Below are 17,001 nucleotides of genomic sequence, written 5' to 3' on the forward strand. Positions count from 1 at the left end.
TAGCAAGAATAAAGCTTTTCGAAAGAACGGCGACCGGAGGTGGTTTTTTCTAATCGTCACGCCATCCGGCATCGTAACTTGCCGGATCGGGCAAAAGCCGGTCGGTTTCACGCCGTTCCTTCTTGGTCGGCCGCCCGCTGCCCTTGACCCGTTGCGCCTGATCGAAGGTCGTCAGGCGCTCGGTCACTTCGCGCGGAGGGGTCAGATCCTCGTAGAGGAGCTTCGCCTCCTCATAGGGGCCGCGCCGCTCGCCGCCCGATTTCACGACAAGAATGACGTCTCGCCGCTCAAGCGCCATTTCCACCCGGTCACCGGTCTTCACTTGAAAACTCGGCTGACGGATCGAACTGCCGTTCACTTTCACATGGCCGGAATTCAGCAAGCCCTGCGCGAGAGATCGCGACTTCACCATGCGGGTAAAGAAAAGCCACTTGTCGATCCGTTGTCGCGTCTCTGCTTGTGGCTTTTCTGTCATGGGCGAAGGTCTTACTTCTTCATCTGCTCCTTGAGAGCAGCGAGTTTTGCGAACGGAGAATCCGGGTCGATCGGCTTTTCCTTGCGCGGTGGCTTGGCTTCGAAACGGGCCGGCTGGTTGTTCTTCTGCCCACCACGTTCCGGACGCGGACCATTGTCGTTCCGCTCGCCGCGGAACGGACGGTCGCCCTGCGGACGCTTGTCGCCACGCCGGTCGTTGTTGCGATCATTATTGCGGTCGCGATCACCACGACCCTGGCCTTCGCGGCGCTGATCGCCGCCATTGCGGTTGTTGTCGCGACGGCCACCATCACGACGACCCTGGCTAGCCTCTTCGCCACCCTGGGCAGCGCGCTCGCCGCCCTGACCACCGCGACCGCGATCGCCACCATGCCCGCGACGCTCGCCCTGCGGACGCCCACCACGCTGGTTATTGTCACGACCACCACCCGGACGCCACAGGAGAACCGGCTTCGGCTCTTCCGCTTCCGCAGGAACTGCCTCCGTCTTTTCAGCCTCGGCATCGGCAGCGACTTCCGCCACCGGCTCGGAAACGGTTTCGACCGGAGCGTCTGCAGCAGCAGTCTCGGCAGCAACCTCTTCGGAAGCAGGCTCATCGGCAGCGGCCTCGGCCGGTGCAACCTCGGCCGCAGCCGCCTCACCTGCCGGCTTTGCGGCGCCATCCTGGGTGGCGAGATAGGCCTGCGCCTCTTCTGCCGTCACCGTGTCGGCGCGATAGCCGAGACCCTTGAGGATTTCTTCCATGTCGTCCGGCGTCGCACCGAGGATCGACAGCATCGCCGTCGTCGTGGTGAAGCGGCGGCCGTCATAGGCACCATCCGGACGCGTCGTACCCGGCTTCCACTGAAGAAGCGGGCGAATGAGGTCCGCCAGACGCTCGAGAATATCGACGCGCACGGCACGCTTGCCGAGGAAACGGAAACCGGCAAGCTTGTAGAACATCCGCTCGAAGGACGGGTCGGCAACGACCGAGGTACGCCCGGCCGCAAGTGCCGGGATCAGGTCGCCGTAACCGGGCTTGTCGAGACCGTCGTTCTTCAGTGCCCAGAGCAGCGTGATGAGCTCGGCCGGAGCCGGCTTCAAAAGTGCCGGCATGAACACGTGATAGGCGCCGAAGCGGATGCCGTAGCGGCGCATCGAGGCGCGCGCATCCTGATCGAGCGACTTCACCTCTTCGGCGACATCGCGGCGGAACAGGACGCCGAGATTTTCGACGATCTGGAAGGCAAGCCCCTTGGCAAGGCCCTGCAGGTCTTCCGCACGAGACAGGTCGTCGAGCGGCTTCAGGACCGTTGCGATATGATGATTGACGAAGCGCTCGATGCGAGCCGCAACATGTTCGCGGGCGTTCCCCGTCAGCTGCTCGTCGGAAAGCAGGATGACGCGCGGACGCATGACATGGTCGCTTGCCGCAAGGCGTGCAACCGGATCGCCGAGCCAGCGCACGAAACCGTCGGAGCCGACGGCAAGATCATTATTGCCGGACGCATAAAGACGCGCGGCGCGCGCTTCGAATTCCAGCGCAAGCGCCTTCTGCGAGGCAGCCTGGACAGCCTTGGCATCCGGCCCATCGGTCCCGGAGACCGGGGTAAAGCGGAACCCCGCCAACTGTCCGACGTGATGTCCTTCGACAAACACATCGCCATTCACACTGATTTCAGCTTCCAGCATCGCATTCTCTCTTAGGCGCTTCATGAGCACAGATGTCCTGCGATCAACAAAGCGTTTCGTCAACCTTTCATGTAGCGCGTCCGACAACCTATCCTCTATTTCCCGTGTCTTTTCTTGCCAGTGTGTCGGATCGGCAAGCCAGCCGGGCCGGTTGGAGACATAGGTCCAGGTCCTGATCTGCGCGATCCGCGCGGATAGGGTGTCGATTTCGCCATCGGTACGGTCGGCCCGGCGGACTTGCTCCGCCATGAAGTCCTCGTTCACCGTACCGCGGCGTACAAGATCGAAGAAAAGAGTCGAAATAAGGTCAGCGTGCTGCGCCGGCGCAATTCTTCGATAATCCGGCAACGCACAGGCGTCCCAGAGTTTCTCGACCCGCTCGGCCGTCGTCGCGATATCGCGCACTTCCGCATAGCGGGAAAGATGATCCAGCGCCTGACTGTCGGTCGCCGGCAGCGCCCGCGTCAGGCCCTGAATGGTCGGCGCCGCGTCGAGGCTCCGCCGCAGATCCTGCAGCGAGGCGAAGCTCAAATTCTTCGAGCGCCACTGCAGCACTTTGACATTGTCGAAATGGTGGCTCTCGATCCGCTCCACCAGCTCGTCGTCGAACGGTGCCACCTGCCCCGTGACGCCGAACGTGCCGTCGCGCAGGTGACGCCCGGCGCGGCCGGCGATCTGGCCCATCTCGCCGGCATTGAGATTGCGGAACTGGTAGCCGTCGAACTTGCGGTCCTGGGCGAAGGCGACGTGATCGACATCGAGGTTGAGGCCCATGCCGATCGCATCGGTCGCCACCAGATATTCGACATCGCCCTCCTGGTAGAGCCCGACCTGCGCATTGCGGGTACGGGGGCTGAGCGCGCCAAGCACGACGGCCGCCCCGCCCCGCTGGCGGCGGATTAACTCGGCGATCGCATAGACCTCGTCGGCCGAGAATGCGACGATCGCGGTGCGCTGCGGCAGGCGGGTGATCTTCTTCTGCCCGGCATAAAAGAGCTGGGAAAGCCTCGGCCGCTCGATGACGGTTATCCCCGGCAACAGATGTTCGAGGATCGGCCGCATCGTCGCGGCGCCGAGAAGCAGCGTCTCGTCCTTGCCGCGCAGATGCAGGATACGGTCGGTGAAGATATGCCCGCGCTCTAGGTCGCCGGCAAGCTGCACCTCGTCGATCGCCACGAAGGAAGCCTTCGTCTCGCGCGGCATCGCTTCGACGGTGCAGACCGAATAGCGCGCCAGATGCGGCGTGATCTTTTCCTCGCCGGTGATCAGCGCAACATTGTGATGCCCAACCTTTTCGACAAGCCGCGTATAAACTTCGCGCGCCAGAAGACGCAGAGGCAGGCCGATCACGCCTGACCCGTGCGCCACCATGCGTTCGATCGCGTAATGGGTCTTGCCGGTATTGGTTGGCCCGAGCACGGCGGTCACGCCGCGCCCGCTGAAAATCATGGGCTGAGAATTCAAAGCGAAGTTCCGCGTCCTGTACCACGCCCTCGGGTTCAACACCCTCGGTCGCTTGCCACACATGGCGACGCAGCGTGGCAAACGCAAGGAAAATTAGGCGGGCGGATCGAAAACGCGACCAGCTAAATCCGCTGCGGAACAAATGCGAACGAATCGGCGACGAATCGAAGACTCCCGCGATTCACGCTCCGTTCTCACAACATGCAGCATCGGCAACCAGCATACCCACATCATCTTGTGGTCGATCCGCAATCGACGCGATTCTCACCGGGAATCGCCGAGGGACTCGTTTGCCGCCGAGAGTCAATGGTGGCTGCGGCGCAGATATTTTCCCGCACCCGACCATCGGTACAGCCGCAGGGTTGAGCTGTTAACATCCCGTAACACAGAGTGAAATTCCCGATTGCAGGGCGATGGAACAAAAGTTCAGCCGTGACGTTTTCACCGCAAAATTCATCCGGCCTTCAGGGAAATGGAGCTAGACAATGCTTGGAACGATACTGCTAATTATCCTGATCCTCATGTTGATCGGCGCTTTGCCGAACTGGGGCCACAGCCGCAACTGGGGTTATGGTCCGTCAGGAGGACTTGGACTTGTCGTTCTCATCATCATCATTCTGCTCCTGATGGGCAGGATCTGATCGGTTAACGTGGAAGGGAAGGAAACCGAAACATGAAGAAGATCATTCTGATGGCCGCACTCGTCGGCGCACTCGCATCGTGCACGTCCACCGAAAAGGGTACTGCTATCGGCGCGGCATCCGGCGCGGTCATCGGCGGCGCAGTCAGCCACAGCTGGGGTGGCGCAGCCATTGGCGCGGTCGGCGGCGGTCTGGTCGGCGCTGCGATCGGCGAATCCCAGAAGCACAGAGGGTACTGCGTCTACCGCGATCGTTACGGCCGCACCTACGAGGCCCGTTGCCGCTAAAGGCAGCACGCATTCCGACCTGGGACCGGCGCCGGGAAACCGACGCCGGTCTTAACTTTTATGGGCTTTGCTGCCCGGCCGACCATAAGCAGAACGAATCGCTGACGAATCGGCGACATTGCCGAATTCACGGTTTGTTTCCAGCAACATATTGTTATTTAATAAAAATTTAACCATAGGGGCGACCGGGTCGATGACGCGATCGCACGCGATCCGTTAACACCGCGCAACCAGATCGGCAGTTGCCGAAAATCATCCACCGATATGCTGGCCGCCATTGGCACTGAGCGTCGATCCGGTGATGAAGCCCGCTTCGTCGGATACGAGAAACAGCACGCAACGGGCGATTTCTTCCGGCATGCCGAGCCGGCCGACCGGGATCTGCGGCAGGATTTTTTCCTCCATCACATGCGGGGGAATGGCCCGCACCATGTCGGTTTCCGTATAGCCGGGGCATACCGCGTTGACGGTGATGTTGCGCGATGCGCCTTCCAGCGCCAGCGCCCGGGTAAAACCGAGGTCTCCGGCCTTCGAAGCCGAATAATTGACCTGCCCCAGCTGGCCTTTCTGCGCGTTGATCGACGAAATATTGACGATCCGGCCAAAGCCCCGCTCGCGCATGCCCGGCCAGACCGGGTGGGTCATGTTGAACAGGCCGTTGAGATTGGTGCCGATCACCTCGTTCCACTGCGCAAGCGTCATCTTGTGAAACATGCCGTCGCGGCTGATACCAGCATTGTTGACGAGGATATCGATGGGGCCGAGCTCTGCCTCCACCCGCGAAATCCCGTCGACACAGGCGTCGTAATCGGAGACGTCCCAGCGAAACACCGGAATGCCGGTGGTCTGGTGAAAGCTCGCCGCTCTTTCTTCGTTGCCGTGGTAACTGGCGGCGACGGTGTATCCGACCTGGCTGAGTGCCCTGGCGATTGCCGCGCCGATCCCGCGCGTACCACCGGAAACGAGTGCTACCCGTGCCATCACCACTGCCTCCCTGTTTATTCTGGACCGTTTATTTTAGCGAAGTGCGTTGCTTTAGGCGCGCTCGAGGCACATGGCAACGCCCATTCCGCCGCCGATACACAATGTTGCAAGCCCCTTCGACGAGCCGCGCCGCTTCATTTCGTAGAGCAGCGTGTTGAGAATGCGCGCTCCCGACGCACCGATTGGATGGCCAATGGCAATCGCCCCGCCATTGACGTTGACGATATCGGGATTGAAGCCCAGTTCACGCACGATGGCACAGGATTGTGCCGCAAAAGCCTCGTTCGCCTCGATGAGGTCGAGGTCGTCGACCCGCCATCCGGCCTTCTCCAACGCCTTGCGCGATGCCGGAATGGGACCGGTACCCATGATCTGCGGATCGACGCCGGCCGTTGCCCAGGACGCGATGCGCGCCAGTGGCTCGATGCCCCGGCGCCTCGCCTCGTCCTCCGTCATCAGCACCACGGCAGCAGCCCCATCGTTGATGCCGGACGCGTTACCGGCGGTCACCGTACCGTCCTTGTCGAAGGCAGGGCGAAGCCGTGCCATGCTTTCGAGCGTCGTTCCGGCGCGGATATGCTCGTCCCGGTCGACGATTACGTCGGCCTTCTTGCCCTTGATCACGAAGGGCAGGATCTCGTCCCTGAACCGGTCGGCAGACTGCGCGGCCTCCGCCTTGTTCTGCGAGGAAACGGCAAAAGCGTCCTGCTCATCGCGCGACAACTGCCACTGCCGCGCTACGTTTTCCGCCGTAATGCCCATGTGATAGCCGTAGAATGCGTCGGTGAGGCCATCCTTGATCATCGTATCGACCATGGCGAAGTCGCCCATCTTCACGCCGCCGCGCAGATGCGCGCAATGCGGAGCCATGGACATCGATTCCTGCCCGCCGGCAACGATGATCCTCGCGTCGCCCAGCGCGATCTGCTGCATGCCGAGCGCCACCGCCCTCAGGCCGGAGCCGCAGAGCTGGTTGACCCCCCAGGCTGTCGCTTCCTGGGGCACGCCCGCCTTCATCGCCGCCTGCCGCGCCGGGTTCTGGCCCTCGCCGGCCGGCAGGACCTGGCCCATGATCACCTCGTCCACCTCCGCCGCATCGACACCGGCACGCGCCAGCGCACCGCCGATCGCCGCCGCTCCCAGATCATGGGCCGGGACATGGGCGAAGGCGCCGTTGAAGGAACCGACGGCGGTGCGGCCGGCAGAGGCGATGACGATGGCAGGGTTGGACATGGTTTCCTCCGGCATTCTTTGGCCCGGACACTGGCAAAGCTTAGCGGCAGTGTCAAATGGACGCATGGAGCGTGGCGATATGCGTCATTTGCTGCGCAACAAGAACTTCGTCGCGGCGCACAAAAACATTGTCCATCCGCACGTTTTGAGCGTAGTCTTCTGATGGGAGAAGGTGGGCGAAAGCCCAAGAATCATAAGATCTACGCTTTAGGGAGGTAAAGCCATGGCAAAAGCCGAAGGCGAAACAATCATCAAGAAATACGCCAATCGGCGGCTGTATAACACCGGCACCAGCACCTATGTCACCCTCGAGGATCTCGCCAAGATGGTGAAGAAGGGTGAGGAATTTCTGGTGCAGGACGCAAAGACCGGCGAAGACATTACCCATGCCGTTCTGACCCAGATCATTTTCGAACAGGAATCCAAGACAGGCAACACGCTGCTTCCGGTCTCATTTCTGCGCCAGCTGATCTCCTTTTACGGCGACCAGATGCAGATGGTCGTGCCGACCTTCCTTGAGCAGTCGATGCAGGCCTTTACCGAGCAGCAGGTGCAGATGCGCGAGCAGATGAGCCGTGCCTTCGGCGAAACGCCGCTCGGCAAGAACCTGCAGGTACCGATGCAGATGATGGAAGATCAGGTGCGCCGCAACACGGAAATGTTCCGCCAGGCGATGCAGATGTTCGTCCCCTTCGCCGCCACGCCGCCATCATCCGGCCAGCCGAAAAAGGCGGAAGCGCGCGACATCGACGAATTGAAGGAGCAGTTGCGCAACCTGCAGAGCCGGCTCGACAGCCTCGGCGCCTGACCCGAAGGCAAACCCGGAAAATCAGACAACAAAAAAGCCCGGCAAAAACCGGGCTTTAAAGTGATTGCTCAAAAGAAAACGCTTATGCGCTTTCCTTCGGCGTCAGAACCTGGCGACCGCGATACATGCCGGTCTTCAGGTCGATATGATGCGGACGGCGAAGTTCGCCGGAATTCTTGTCCTCGACATAAGTCGGGGTCTTCAGCGCGTCGGCGGAGCGGCGCATACCGCGCTTGGACGGGCTAACTTTTCTCTTCGGTACTGCCATTTTCGTTACTCCACTTCGTGCAAAACGTAATATCCGGGCCTATGTGAGGCCGAACCCATCACGTCTCGATCTCGGAAATTGGGCTGGCTTATACATGCACGTCAGGGCTTTGACCAGTCCCCACAGGGATTTTTTCGCCGGCATGCCTGCGCCAGCGATTCGAGGGTCTCAAGCCTCGTCCGCCGGCACTACCCAGCGCTCGGCAAGGGCCGCCGCCTCCCAGGCTTTCCAGGCCGGATGCGCCTTCATTGCCGCCATATAGGCCAGCACTGCCGGATCGGAGACCAGCTCATAGGCCTCGAACCGGTTGACGACCGGCGCAAACATCGCATCCGCCGCCGAAAATTCGCCGAACAGGAAGGGACCGCCGGATTTGGCCGTAAGCTCCGTCCAGATCGACGAGATGCGTGCCACATCGGCATCCAAACCTGCCCGCACGTCGTCAGCCAGCACCAGCTTGGCTTTCGGGCGGCGAATGTTCATCGGGCAGGCATTGCGCAGAGAGCAGAAGCCCGACAGCATTTCCATGGACACCGACCGCGCCACTGCCCGATCCTGCATCGCCTTTGGCCAGATCGCCTTTTCCGGGAAAAGCTCGGCGGCATATTCGATGATCGCGAGAGATTCCCACGACCGGAACTCGCCATGATGAAGGCAGGGTACCCGGCCCGTCGGCGAGATCTCCCTGAACTTCGGATTTCCGCCGTCCTCATTGAACGGGATCAGCACCTCTTTGAAGGCCACGCCTGCCGCGGTGAGTGCGATCCACGGCCGAAACGACCAGGACGAATAGTTCTTGTTGCCGATATAGAGGGTAAGCTCGCTCATGATGATCTCCGCATGTCTGGCTCACGCTACCGCGACCGCACGTACGGCTCCAATGAATAGGCTAGAACCTAGTCATAAATGCATTTGATGTATTCACCCGAATTCTTCGCCCGCCGGTCGATGATCGCGGCCAGCCGCCGCATGCCGCGTCCCGGCTTGCTGGCGATGCGGGTGAACGGATTGGGAAGGGCGACCGCCAGAAGTGAAGCCTGGGTCGGGCTCAGCCTTGCCGCGCTCGTCTTGAAATAATGCTGCGCTGCAGCCTCGATCCCGTAGATGCCGGGGCCCCATTCGGCAATGTTGAGATAGATCTCCATCAGCCGCCGCTTCGACCAGACGAAATCGCTGGCAAGAGCCAGCGGCATTTCCAGCCCCTTCCTGAGGAACGAACGACCGTTCCACAGAAACAGGTTCTTGGCCGTCTGCATCGGAATGGTGCTGGCACCGCGGGTGGATTCACCCTCCATCGCATCCTGCACGACGCCGCGCATCTGCCGCCAGTCGACGCCATTATGAAAACAGAACTGCCCGTCCTCCGACATCATCACCGCCCGCACCAGATTGGGGGAAATTTCGTCGAGATCGACCCAGCGCCGGTCATAACCGCGCAGCAGGAAGAGTTCCGACAACATCAGCGTCGAGACGGGGCGGGTGAATGGCAGGGCATAGACGGGGATCAGAAGATAGGGCAGCACGAGAAGCGCCACGAGTACCTGCGCCACGCGTCGAACCATGTGCGGAAGCATTCCCGCTTGTTGCCGTCTCGGCATGGCGGGCTCCTCTTCCTCCGCCGGCTCCTCGGCGTGTCGTTCCGGCGTCATGTCCAATTGCAGCTTCCCCTTGCCACGCCTTTCTTAGCCACTCTAGCGCCTTGTGACGAGTCTGGCGCCAAAACTTACTGTGGGCCAAAACCTTCCTTGGCATGGTAAATCCCGTTGCCAGCGCTCCACTGGCATGCAACAGAGCGGCCATGAGCACAGCACCCACCGAGCCTGGTTCCTTCGAGAGCCGACTGAGACAGAGCGCCGCCCAAACGGAGACGCTGCTGCTCGATCTTCTGTCTCCGGCCCCGCTCGACGGCGAGACCACCCGCCCGCAGGCCCTGCTGGCCGCCATGCGGCACGGAACGCTGAATGGCGGCAAGAGGTTGCGACCTTTTCTCGTCGTCGAAAGCGCTGCCCTGTTCGGTGCGGATCATCATGCGGCACTGCGCATCGGCGCAGCACTGGAATGCATGCATTGCTATTCGCTCATCCATGACGACCTGCCGGCCATGGATGACGACGATCTGCGCCGCGGCCAGCCGACGGTGCACAAGGCCTTCGACGAGGCGACCGCCATTCTCGCCGGCGACAGCCTGCTTACCTATGCCTTCGATATCGTCGCCGCCCCCGAAACCGCGCTTGCGGCACAAAGCAAGATTGACCTGACCTTGATGCTGGCGCGCGCCGCCGGCATCGGCGGCATGGCGGGTGGCCAGGCGCTCGATCTCGCGGCCGAAAAATCAGCCCCCGACGAGGCCGGTATCCGCATGCTGCAGGCGATGAAGACCGGCGCATTGCTGCGCTTCGCCTGCGAGGCAGGCCCGGTGATCGCCGGCGCCACCGATGACGACCGCCTGCGCCTGCGTGCTTTCGGCGAAAAGATCGGCCTCGCCTTCCAGCTCGCCGACGATCTGCTCGACGTCACCTCCGATACGGCAACGCTCGGCAAGGCCGCCGGCAAGGATGCGGGCCGCGGCAAGGGCACGCTGGTCGGTCTCCATGGCATCGAATGGGCGGAAGCACAGCTCGATCTCCTGACGCAGGAAGCCGTGTCGCTTCTCTCGCCTTACGGCGAAAAGGCTGCCATATTGCAGCACGCGGCACGTTTCGTCGCCAATCGGAAAAGCTGAAAAGGGCAGCAGTGCCCGAATGTTGCGAGGCGACCTATGCCGGATATCTCGAGCTACCTGCCCTATATCTGGCCTGCCTACCTGGCCTATCTGATCACTGTCCTGAGCCCCGGACCGGCCAATCTGGCCATCATGACCACGGCGATCTCGCAAGGGCGGCGCGCCGGCCTTTTCATCGCGCTTGGCGTCTTCTGCGGCTCGCTGACATGGGCCTGCGCCGCAGCACTCGGGCTGGCCGCTCTGCTGCGCACCTATGCCTTGGCACTGGAGATCATCAAGATCCTCGGCGGCCTCTATCTCATCTATCTCGCCTGGAAGGCCTATAAATCGGCTCGCAAGCCGGATAAAGACATCGCGCTCAGCGAGGCAAGGGCGAAACAGACGGCAGGCCAACTCTGGCTGCGCGGTTATGGCATCCACATTACCAATCCGAAGGCAATCTTCGGCTGGCTGGCGGTTATCTCGCTCGGACTGCCGGCCAACGCGCCGCCCTCTGCCGTTGCCCTGATCGTCTCGATCTTCAGCGCCTCGAGCCTGACCATCTTTACCGGTTATGCGATCCTGTTTTCGACACGGCATGCGCTGCGTCTCTATCGCGCCGCGCGGCGCTGGATCGAGGCGACGATGGCCGTCTTCTATTCGCTTGCCGGGATAAAACTGCTGACCAGCCGGATCTGAACCGGTCACCGGAACGATACAGCCCCGCACGTCGGATGGGACGCACGGGGCTGTCGAGCAATCTTTGCGCGTCTGCGCTTATTTCTGTTCGATCGGCGCGATCTGCACTTCGACGCGGCGGTTCTGGGCGCGGCCTTCCGGCGTTGCGTTGGAAGCAACCGGCTGCGACGGACCGAAGCCCATGGTCGACATGCGGCGCTGGTCGACACCCTGGCTTGCCAGATAGTTGGCAACCGACGCCGCACGGCGCTCGGAAAGCCCCTGGTTATGCTGCAGGCTGCCGGTCGAATCGGTATGGCCGTTGACGTCGATATAGGTCTTGCCGAACTTGTTGAGCACCAGCGCAACCGAGTTGAGCGTCTGATAGAATGGCGGGATCACCTGATCCTGGTCGGTGGCAAAGGTGATGTTCGACGGCATGTTGAGAATGATGCGGTCGCCGTTGCGGGTCACGGAAACGCCGGTACCCTGCAGCTGCTGGCGCAGTTCTGCTTCCTGGCGGTCCATGTAATTGCCGATCGCACCACCGGCGAGACCGCCGATTGCAGCGCCGATCAGCGCATTGCGGCCCTTGTTGCCGCCGCCGATCAGCAGGCCGCCGACCGCGCCGAGGCCCGCGCCGATCGCAGCGCCGCCGGCCGTATTGGAAACCTTCTGCTCGCCCGTATAGGGGTCGGTCGTGGTGCAAGCGGAAAGGTAGGTGGCGCACAGCGCAACCAGTGCAAGCTTCTTGATCATTCGAATCGTTTTCCCCGTCGTCTGAGATGATCTCCAATTACCACAAAATGCGGCAAAACGAGGAAAGGGCTGCTTTCTCCCCGTCGTTGGCCACCGACGAGGATACGGCATCATCCATGCGCACCGTCACGCGGCGGGCGGAAGGATTTCGATCCGGTTGCGCATGCCGCTGGCAACGATGGCCGGCACATCCGGCGGCGTCATCGGCGGAAAGTCTGTCTGATGAAGCGCGGCCTTCTCGCCCACTTCGACGAAGAACGCCTCGTGCAGGCTGCCCGGCGAATTGATGATCAGCATCCGCGCATCCGTCATGCCCGGATTGCGGAAGGCATGCACGGTGCCGGGCACGATATGGACCGCCTCGCCGACGCCCTTTTTCTGCCAGGTGCCATCGAGGAAGAATTCGTATTCGCCTTCCAGCACATAGAAAGCCTCGTCATCCGCCTGCCGGTGCATCGGCGCCCCCTGTCCCGGTGCAGTGCGGTTCTCGATCAGGGTGAACCTGTCGCCGGTCGCCGCACTGCGAATGTGGAAAGTCAGCAGGTTGCCGAGAAAGTGCACGGTCATCGGACCGGTATCGCTGGAATTGACCTTTGCGGCCATCATCATCTTGTCCTCTCGTCTTTTTGTGATAAAATCATCTCTTAATGAGACGAATTTCTCATAAAGGAAGAATGATGGCAGGTCAAGCAGAGCGCGAAATTCCATTCGAGAGAATCAACCAGAAGAAGAGGACGCGCACCGAATTGTTAAGAACGGCGCGGAAAATGATCGAGGCGGGGACATCGTTCTCGGTCGCCGATGTCGCGGACGCATCCGGCATTTCCCGCGCCACGGCCTACCGCTACTTCTCCAAGCCGGATGATATGCTGCGCGAGGCGGTGCTGGATGCCGTGGCCGAACAGGTCCATCTCCCGGACGAGATCGCCAGGAATGGAACGGTCGAACAGAGGCTGGATGAGATGGTCGGCCAGATTTTTCGAATGGTGGCCGGGAACGAGAGCCTGTTCCGCGCCTTTCTTGCCGCATCGGTGACCGGGGATCAGATACAGCGCTCGGCCCGCCGCCTGCCCTGGCTCGCCGAGGCGCTGCAACCGGCGGAAGGCAGATTATCGAAGCCCGCTTTCGAGCAATTGCTGGCCGGTCTGTCACTGCTGACCGGTATCGAGGCGATCATCGTGCTGCGTGATGTCTGCGGCATGGATCTCGAAAAGGGGGAACATGTCGTGCGCTGGTCCGCCCAGGCGATGCTCGCAAAGGCTCTGGCAGAGGCCTGAAGGCCGCCGCGCAATGGAGATCGGAGGAGGAGCAGCTTATTCCGCCGCCGTACGATTCTGGCCGAAACGGTTCTCGATATAGTCGGCGACGAGCTTTTCGAAGTCGCCGGCAATATTCGGCCCCTTCAGCGTCATCGCCTTCTTGCCGTCGATAAAGACGGGAGCAGATGGCGTCTCGCCCGTGCCCGGCAGCGAAATGCCGATATCGGCATGCTTGCTCTCGCCCGGACCGTTGACGATGCAGCCCATCACCGCGACGTTGAGCGCCTCGACGCCCGGATATTTGTCACGCCAGATCGGCATGTTCTTGCGGATATCGGCCTGGATCTTCTGGGCAAGTTCCTGGAACACGGTCGAGGTCGTCCGCCCGCAGCCGGGACACGCGGCAACCACCGGAATGAACTGGCGAAAGCCCATGACCTGCAGGATTTCCTGGGCAACCTGCACTTCCTTGGTGCGGTCGCCATTCGGCTCCGGCGTGAGCGACACGCGGATGGTATCGCCGATCCCGTGCTGCAATACGTAACCCATGGCCGCCGACGAGGCGACGATGCCCTTCGAGCCCATGCCCGCCTCGGTCAGACCGAGATGCAGCGCATGGTTTGAGCGCTCCGCCAGCATCGAATAGCAGGCAATCAGGTCCTGCACCTGGCTGACTTTGGCCGAAAGGATGATGCGATTGCGCGGCAGGCCGATACTCTCGGCAAGCTCCGCGGAAATCAGCGCCGACTGCACGATCGCCTCATGCATGACCTGGCGTGCCGAAAGCGGCGAGCCGGCCTCGGCATTGCGGTCCATCAGTGTCGTCAGAAGGTCCTGATCGAGCGAGCCCCAGTTGACGCCGATACGGACAGGCTTGTCGTAGCGGATCGCCATCTCGATGATGTCGCCGAACTGCTTGTCCTTCTTGTCCTTGAAGCCGACATTGCCCGGATTGATGCGATATTTCGCAAGCGCCTCGGCGCAGGCCGGATGATCGGCCAACAGCTTGTGGCCGATATAGTGAAAATCGCCGATCAGCGGCACGTCCATGCCGAGCCTGAGTAGCCGCTCGCGGATCTTCGGCACGGCGGCTGCACTTTCGTCACGATCGACCGTGATCCGCACCATCTCCGACCCGGCCTTGAACAGCGACGCGACCTGTGCCACCGTCGCATCGATATCGGCCGTATCCGTATTGGTCATCGACTGCACGACAACCGGCGCTCCGCCACCCACGATGACGCCGCCCACATCGACCGCAACGGTCTGGCGGCGCGGCTTGGGATCAAAGTCGATGGGTGAGGTCATGGTCGCTTCTCGGTGCCTTCAAGCGGAATTGCATTTCAGGTGGCGTATGCACTGCCGCTTGTCAACCACCGAGCTGAGGCAGTTTTGCGACAGGGCAGCACGAACGGCCATTTCCCTTCAATGGTGCGCCCCATCCGCATGCCGGGCAAGCCTTGAAAGCAGCAGGACCACGACGAGAAAACCGGAAAGCGCCAGGAAGATCACCCCGAGCCCCGTATGCGCGGCGACAAAGCCGATCACCGACGGCGCCACCAGAATGCCGGAATACCCCATCGTTGTGACGACCGAGAGCCCGACGCCAGCCGCCATGCCCGGCAGGTTGCCGGCCGCGGAAAACACGATCGGCACCATGTTGGAAATGCCGATCCCCGCCAGCGCAAAGCCGGCAATCGCCATCGGCACACTTGGCGCCGAACCGATCATCGCCAGCCCGAGAATGGCGATCGTCCCGCAGATCCGCAGCGTCATGACGGCCCCGAGCCGGTCGCGGATGATATCGCCGGCAAAACGCATCACCGCCATGGTGAAGGAAAATCCGGCAAAGGCGAAACCCGACAGGGCAACCGTCGCGCCGAGCTCATTGCGCAGATAGAGTGCGCCCCAGTCGAGAATGGCGCCTTCCGGGATCATGCAGAACAGCGCGACGCAGCCGATCAGCCAGGGCAGCACCGAACGCGGCAGCCGGCTTTTCGCACTATCCTTGTGTTCGTCAGGATGCGGCGCATCCTGCAACACGATCGGCCACGCCACGGCAAGCATCACAGCGGCAATCAGCGTGACGACGATGACATGCGGCATCACCCCGAGCCACTGCATGAGAAAACCGCCCGTCGACGAGCCGATCAACCCGCCCAGGCTCCAGAAGGCGTGGCAAGACGACATGATCGAGCGGCGCATATGTTTCTCGGTGGCCACCGCATTGGCATTCATCGCCACGTCCATCGCCCCGAACAGACCGCCGAACAGGAAGATCGCGATCGCCGCGCTCCAGATTTCTCCCGTCAGCGAGAGCACCAGCAGCATCGGCGTCAGAAGCACGGCGGTGAATTTCGACACCCGGCTGGATCCGAACCGCGCAATCTGGCTGCCGGCAATCGGCATCAGGGTAATCGAACCCAGCCCGAAGACAAGGATCATCAGCCCCAGCGATTTTTCACTCAAGTTCAGGCGCGAGGCGAATTCCGGGATCTTCGGAGCCCATGCGCCGATCAGGAAACCGTTCATCAGAAACAGCAGCGCAACGCCGGCCCGCTCTTTCGTCAGTATCGGCAAGGGTGTTTTAGCGACCGTGGTCGATATCGTATCCATAAGCCCTCCAGATCGGCGCAACTTATTTAAATCGATTTAGATTGCAATCTGGCGACACTCTTCCTGCCGTCACGATTTATGTTCCCCGTTCATCTCGATCCATGCAAAGCCACCATGAAGTGGGCAATAACGAAGCCGATTGCAATTGCGTGGAAATCACGTAGAGCGTTAGCCCATAATCGTCCCGAGGCGCCATCCGGCGTGACCCCCTTGAAAACCACCACTGCCAGCGGCATCCTTTTCGTCAGCGCGTCGTATTTCCTGTTTACCCTGCACGACGCGGTCATCAAGCTGCTCGTAACGCATCTCAGCGTCTGGCAGATCGTCTTCTTCCGCAGCCTTGGCATCTTTGCCGCCTGCATGCTGATCGGCGGGCGCGGCTTTGCCGGACGGGTCATCTCCTCGCCGATCGTCAAGCCCATGGCGGTCCGCAGCCTGCTGCTGCTTGCGGCCTGGATCTCCTATTACACGGCGGCAAAATCGCTGCAGCTCGCCGAACTGACGACCATTTATTACGCCGCCCCGATCGTCGCGACGCTTCTCGCCATCCCGATGCTCGGCGAGAAGGTGCCTCTGCCCCGCTGGGCCGCAATCATTCTCGGCTTTATCGGCGTCATTGTTGCCAGCAATCCCGCGGGCCTCGCCATCTCGCTGCCCGTCGGCCTTGCCCTTCTCGCCGCCGTCCTCTGGGCCAGCGCCAGCGTTCTTCTGCGCAAGACAGCGATGAACGAATCGACACTGGTGCAGATGACCCTGACTAACGGCTTTTTCGTGCTGTTGACCTTTGCCATGGCGATCTATCATTGGCAGCCGATCGACTTCGACAGCGCTGCCCTGCAGTTTCTCGTCGTCCTCTTGGGCGGCGCGGCCCAGGCAAGCCTGTTCGAGGCCATGCGCCGCGCGCCGGTCTCGGTTCTGGCGCCATTCGAATATTCGTCGCTGATTTGGGCCTTCGTGCTCGGCTATGTCATCTGGCTGGATATTCCAGCCCATAACGTCGCCATCGGCGCCGGCCTGATCTGCTGCGCCGGCCTTCTGATCGTATCGACCGAAAGGCTGGCAGCAAGACGATACCGTCTTGCCCGCCCCCAGACGCCGGCCGAAGCCTCGAAGGAAGATGCAACGGGCGCCTGAAGG

At 61.5% G+C, this 17,001-nt stretch carries 19 protein-coding genes; 8 read left to right on the top strand and 11 right to left on the bottom strand.

What is annotated here, in order from left to right:
- Window positions 1-49: 49 nt before the first annotated feature.
- Window positions 50-475, bottom strand: coding sequence for an RNA-binding S4 domain-containing protein (locus NCHU2750_RS17815; RefSeq protein ID WP_119941764.1), 426 nt, complete (start codon window positions 473-475; stop codon window positions 50-52).
- Between the two features lie 11 nt (window positions 476-486).
- Window positions 487-3,615, bottom strand: coding sequence for a helicase-related protein (locus NCHU2750_RS17820; protein WP_119941765.1), 3,129 nt, complete (start codon window positions 3,613-3,615; stop codon window positions 487-489).
- Between the two features lie 500 nt (window positions 3,616-4,115).
- Here NCHU2750_RS17820 and NCHU2750_RS17825 point away from each other — a divergent pair, with 500 nt between their 5' ends.
- Both NCHU2750_RS17825 and NCHU2750_RS17830 read left to right on the top strand, forming a co-directional pair.
- A complete protein-coding gene (locus NCHU2750_RS17825; protein ID WP_119941766.1) occupies window positions 4,116-4,271 on the top strand; it encodes a DUF3309 family protein in 156 nt (51 codons plus the stop codon).
- Between the two features lie 32 nt (window positions 4,272-4,303).
- Window positions 4,304-4,558, top strand: a complete 255-nt coding sequence (locus NCHU2750_RS17830) for a YMGG-like glycine zipper-containing protein (RefSeq protein ID WP_119941768.1) — start codon at window positions 4,304-4,306, stop codon at window positions 4,556-4,558.
- A 252-nt stretch (window positions 4,559-4,810) separates the two neighbouring features.
- Here the strand turns inward: NCHU2750_RS17830 and phbB are convergent, their stop codons facing one another.
- Together phbB and NCHU2750_RS17840 are read right to left on the bottom strand one after the other, a co-directional pair.
- Window positions 4,811-5,539: an acetoacetyl-CoA reductase gene (gene phbB, locus NCHU2750_RS17835; protein ID WP_119941769.1), complete on the bottom strand. Its 729-nt coding sequence runs from the start codon at window positions 5,537-5,539 to the stop codon at window positions 4,811-4,813.
- 54 nt (window positions 5,540-5,593) lie between these two features.
- Entirely contained in the window at window positions 5,594-6,775 is a 1,182-nt protein-coding gene (locus NCHU2750_RS17840; RefSeq protein ID WP_119941771.1) for an acetyl-CoA C-acetyltransferase, read from the bottom strand.
- Between NCHU2750_RS17840 and NCHU2750_RS30610 the strand changes: the two genes are divergently transcribed.
- Entirely contained in the window at window positions 6,759-6,938 is a 180-nt protein-coding gene (locus NCHU2750_RS30610) for a hypothetical protein (protein WP_162939672.1), read from the top strand. The two genes, NCHU2750_RS17840 and NCHU2750_RS30610, sit on opposite strands and share 17 nt — an antisense overlap.
- A 60-nt stretch (window positions 6,939-6,998) precedes the next feature.
- Window positions 6,999-7,583 (top strand): polyhydroxyalkanoate synthesis repressor PhaR, encoded by a 585-nt coding sequence (gene phaR / locus NCHU2750_RS17845; protein ID WP_119941772.1) that lies wholly within the window; start codon window positions 6,999-7,001, stop codon window positions 7,581-7,583.
- A gap of 82 nt (window positions 7,584-7,665) precedes the next feature.
- Here phaR and rpmF read toward each other — a convergent pair whose 3' ends face one another.
- From rpmF to mtgA, 3 genes are all read right to left on the bottom strand, one after another.
- Window positions 7,666-7,851: a 50S ribosomal protein L32 gene (gene rpmF / locus NCHU2750_RS17850; RefSeq protein WP_092999643.1), complete on the bottom strand. Its 186-nt coding sequence runs from the start codon at window positions 7,849-7,851 to the stop codon at window positions 7,666-7,668.
- A gap of 168 nt (window positions 7,852-8,019) precedes the next feature.
- On the bottom strand, window positions 8,020-8,679 hold the full coding sequence (locus NCHU2750_RS17855) for a glutathione S-transferase family protein (protein ID WP_119941774.1): 660 nt from the start codon (window positions 8,677-8,679) through the stop codon (window positions 8,020-8,022).
- Between the two features lie 68 nt (window positions 8,680-8,747).
- On the bottom strand, window positions 8,748-9,449 hold the full coding sequence (gene mtgA / locus NCHU2750_RS17860) for a monofunctional biosynthetic peptidoglycan transglycosylase (RefSeq protein ID WP_119943489.1): 702 nt from the start codon (window positions 9,447-9,449) through the stop codon (window positions 8,748-8,750).
- 200 nt (window positions 9,450-9,649) lie between these two features.
- Between mtgA and NCHU2750_RS17865 the strand changes: the two genes are divergently transcribed.
- Together NCHU2750_RS17865 and NCHU2750_RS17870 are read left to right on the top strand one after the other, a co-directional pair.
- Window positions 9,650-10,573 carry a polyprenyl synthetase family protein gene (locus tag NCHU2750_RS17865; protein WP_119941775.1) on the top strand — a complete coding sequence of 308 codons (924 nt, stop codon included), beginning with the start codon at window positions 9,650-9,652 and terminating at the stop codon, window positions 10,571-10,573.
- 36 nt (window positions 10,574-10,609) lie between these two features.
- A complete protein-coding gene (locus NCHU2750_RS17870; RefSeq protein WP_119941776.1) occupies window positions 10,610-11,251 on the top strand; it encodes a LysE family translocator in 642 nt (213 codons plus the stop codon).
- A gap of 78 nt (window positions 11,252-11,329) precedes the next feature.
- Here NCHU2750_RS17870 and NCHU2750_RS17875 read toward each other — a convergent pair whose 3' ends face one another.
- Together NCHU2750_RS17875 and NCHU2750_RS17880 are read right to left on the bottom strand one after the other, a co-directional pair.
- Window positions 11,330-11,989, bottom strand: a complete 660-nt coding sequence (locus NCHU2750_RS17875) for a YiaD family glycine zipper/OmpA-like lipoprotein (protein ID WP_119941778.1) — start codon at window positions 11,987-11,989, stop codon at window positions 11,330-11,332.
- A gap of 126 nt (window positions 11,990-12,115) precedes the next feature.
- Window positions 12,116-12,598: a cupin domain-containing protein gene (locus tag NCHU2750_RS17880; RefSeq protein WP_245480276.1), complete on the bottom strand. Its 483-nt coding sequence runs from the start codon at window positions 12,596-12,598 to the stop codon at window positions 12,116-12,118.
- Between the two features lie 158 nt (window positions 12,599-12,756).
- Here NCHU2750_RS17880 and NCHU2750_RS17885 point away from each other — a divergent pair, with 158 nt between their 5' ends.
- The gene (locus tag NCHU2750_RS17885) at window positions 12,757-13,266 is read left to right on the top strand and encodes a TetR/AcrR family transcriptional regulator (protein WP_245480277.1); all 510 of its coding nucleotides are present in this window, start codon (window positions 12,757-12,759) and stop codon (window positions 13,264-13,266) included.
- Between the two features lie 36 nt (window positions 13,267-13,302).
- On the opposite strand, the gene ispG is transcribed toward NCHU2750_RS17885, so the two are convergent.
- Window positions 13,303-14,556 (bottom strand): flavodoxin-dependent (E)-4-hydroxy-3-methylbut-2-enyl-diphosphate synthase, encoded by a 1,254-nt coding sequence (ispG, locus tag NCHU2750_RS17890; protein WP_119941781.1) that lies wholly within the window; start codon window positions 14,554-14,556, stop codon window positions 13,303-13,305.
- A gap of 117 nt (window positions 14,557-14,673) precedes the next feature.
- The gene (locus tag NCHU2750_RS17895) at window positions 14,674-15,864 is read right to left on the bottom strand and encodes an MFS transporter (RefSeq protein ID WP_119941782.1); all 1,191 of its coding nucleotides are present in this window, start codon (window positions 15,862-15,864) and stop codon (window positions 14,674-14,676) included.
- A 210-nt stretch (window positions 15,865-16,074) separates the two neighbouring features.
- Between NCHU2750_RS17895 and NCHU2750_RS17900 the strand changes: the two genes are divergently transcribed.
- Window positions 16,075-16,998, top strand: coding sequence for a DMT family transporter (locus tag NCHU2750_RS17900; protein ID WP_245480422.1), 924 nt, complete (start codon window positions 16,075-16,077; stop codon window positions 16,996-16,998).
- Window positions 16,999-17,001 lie beyond the last annotated feature (3 nt).

Source organism: Neorhizobium sp. NCHU2750 (assembly GCF_003597675.1).
Classification (GTDB): domain Bacteria; phylum Pseudomonadota; class Alphaproteobacteria; order Rhizobiales; family Rhizobiaceae; genus Neorhizobium.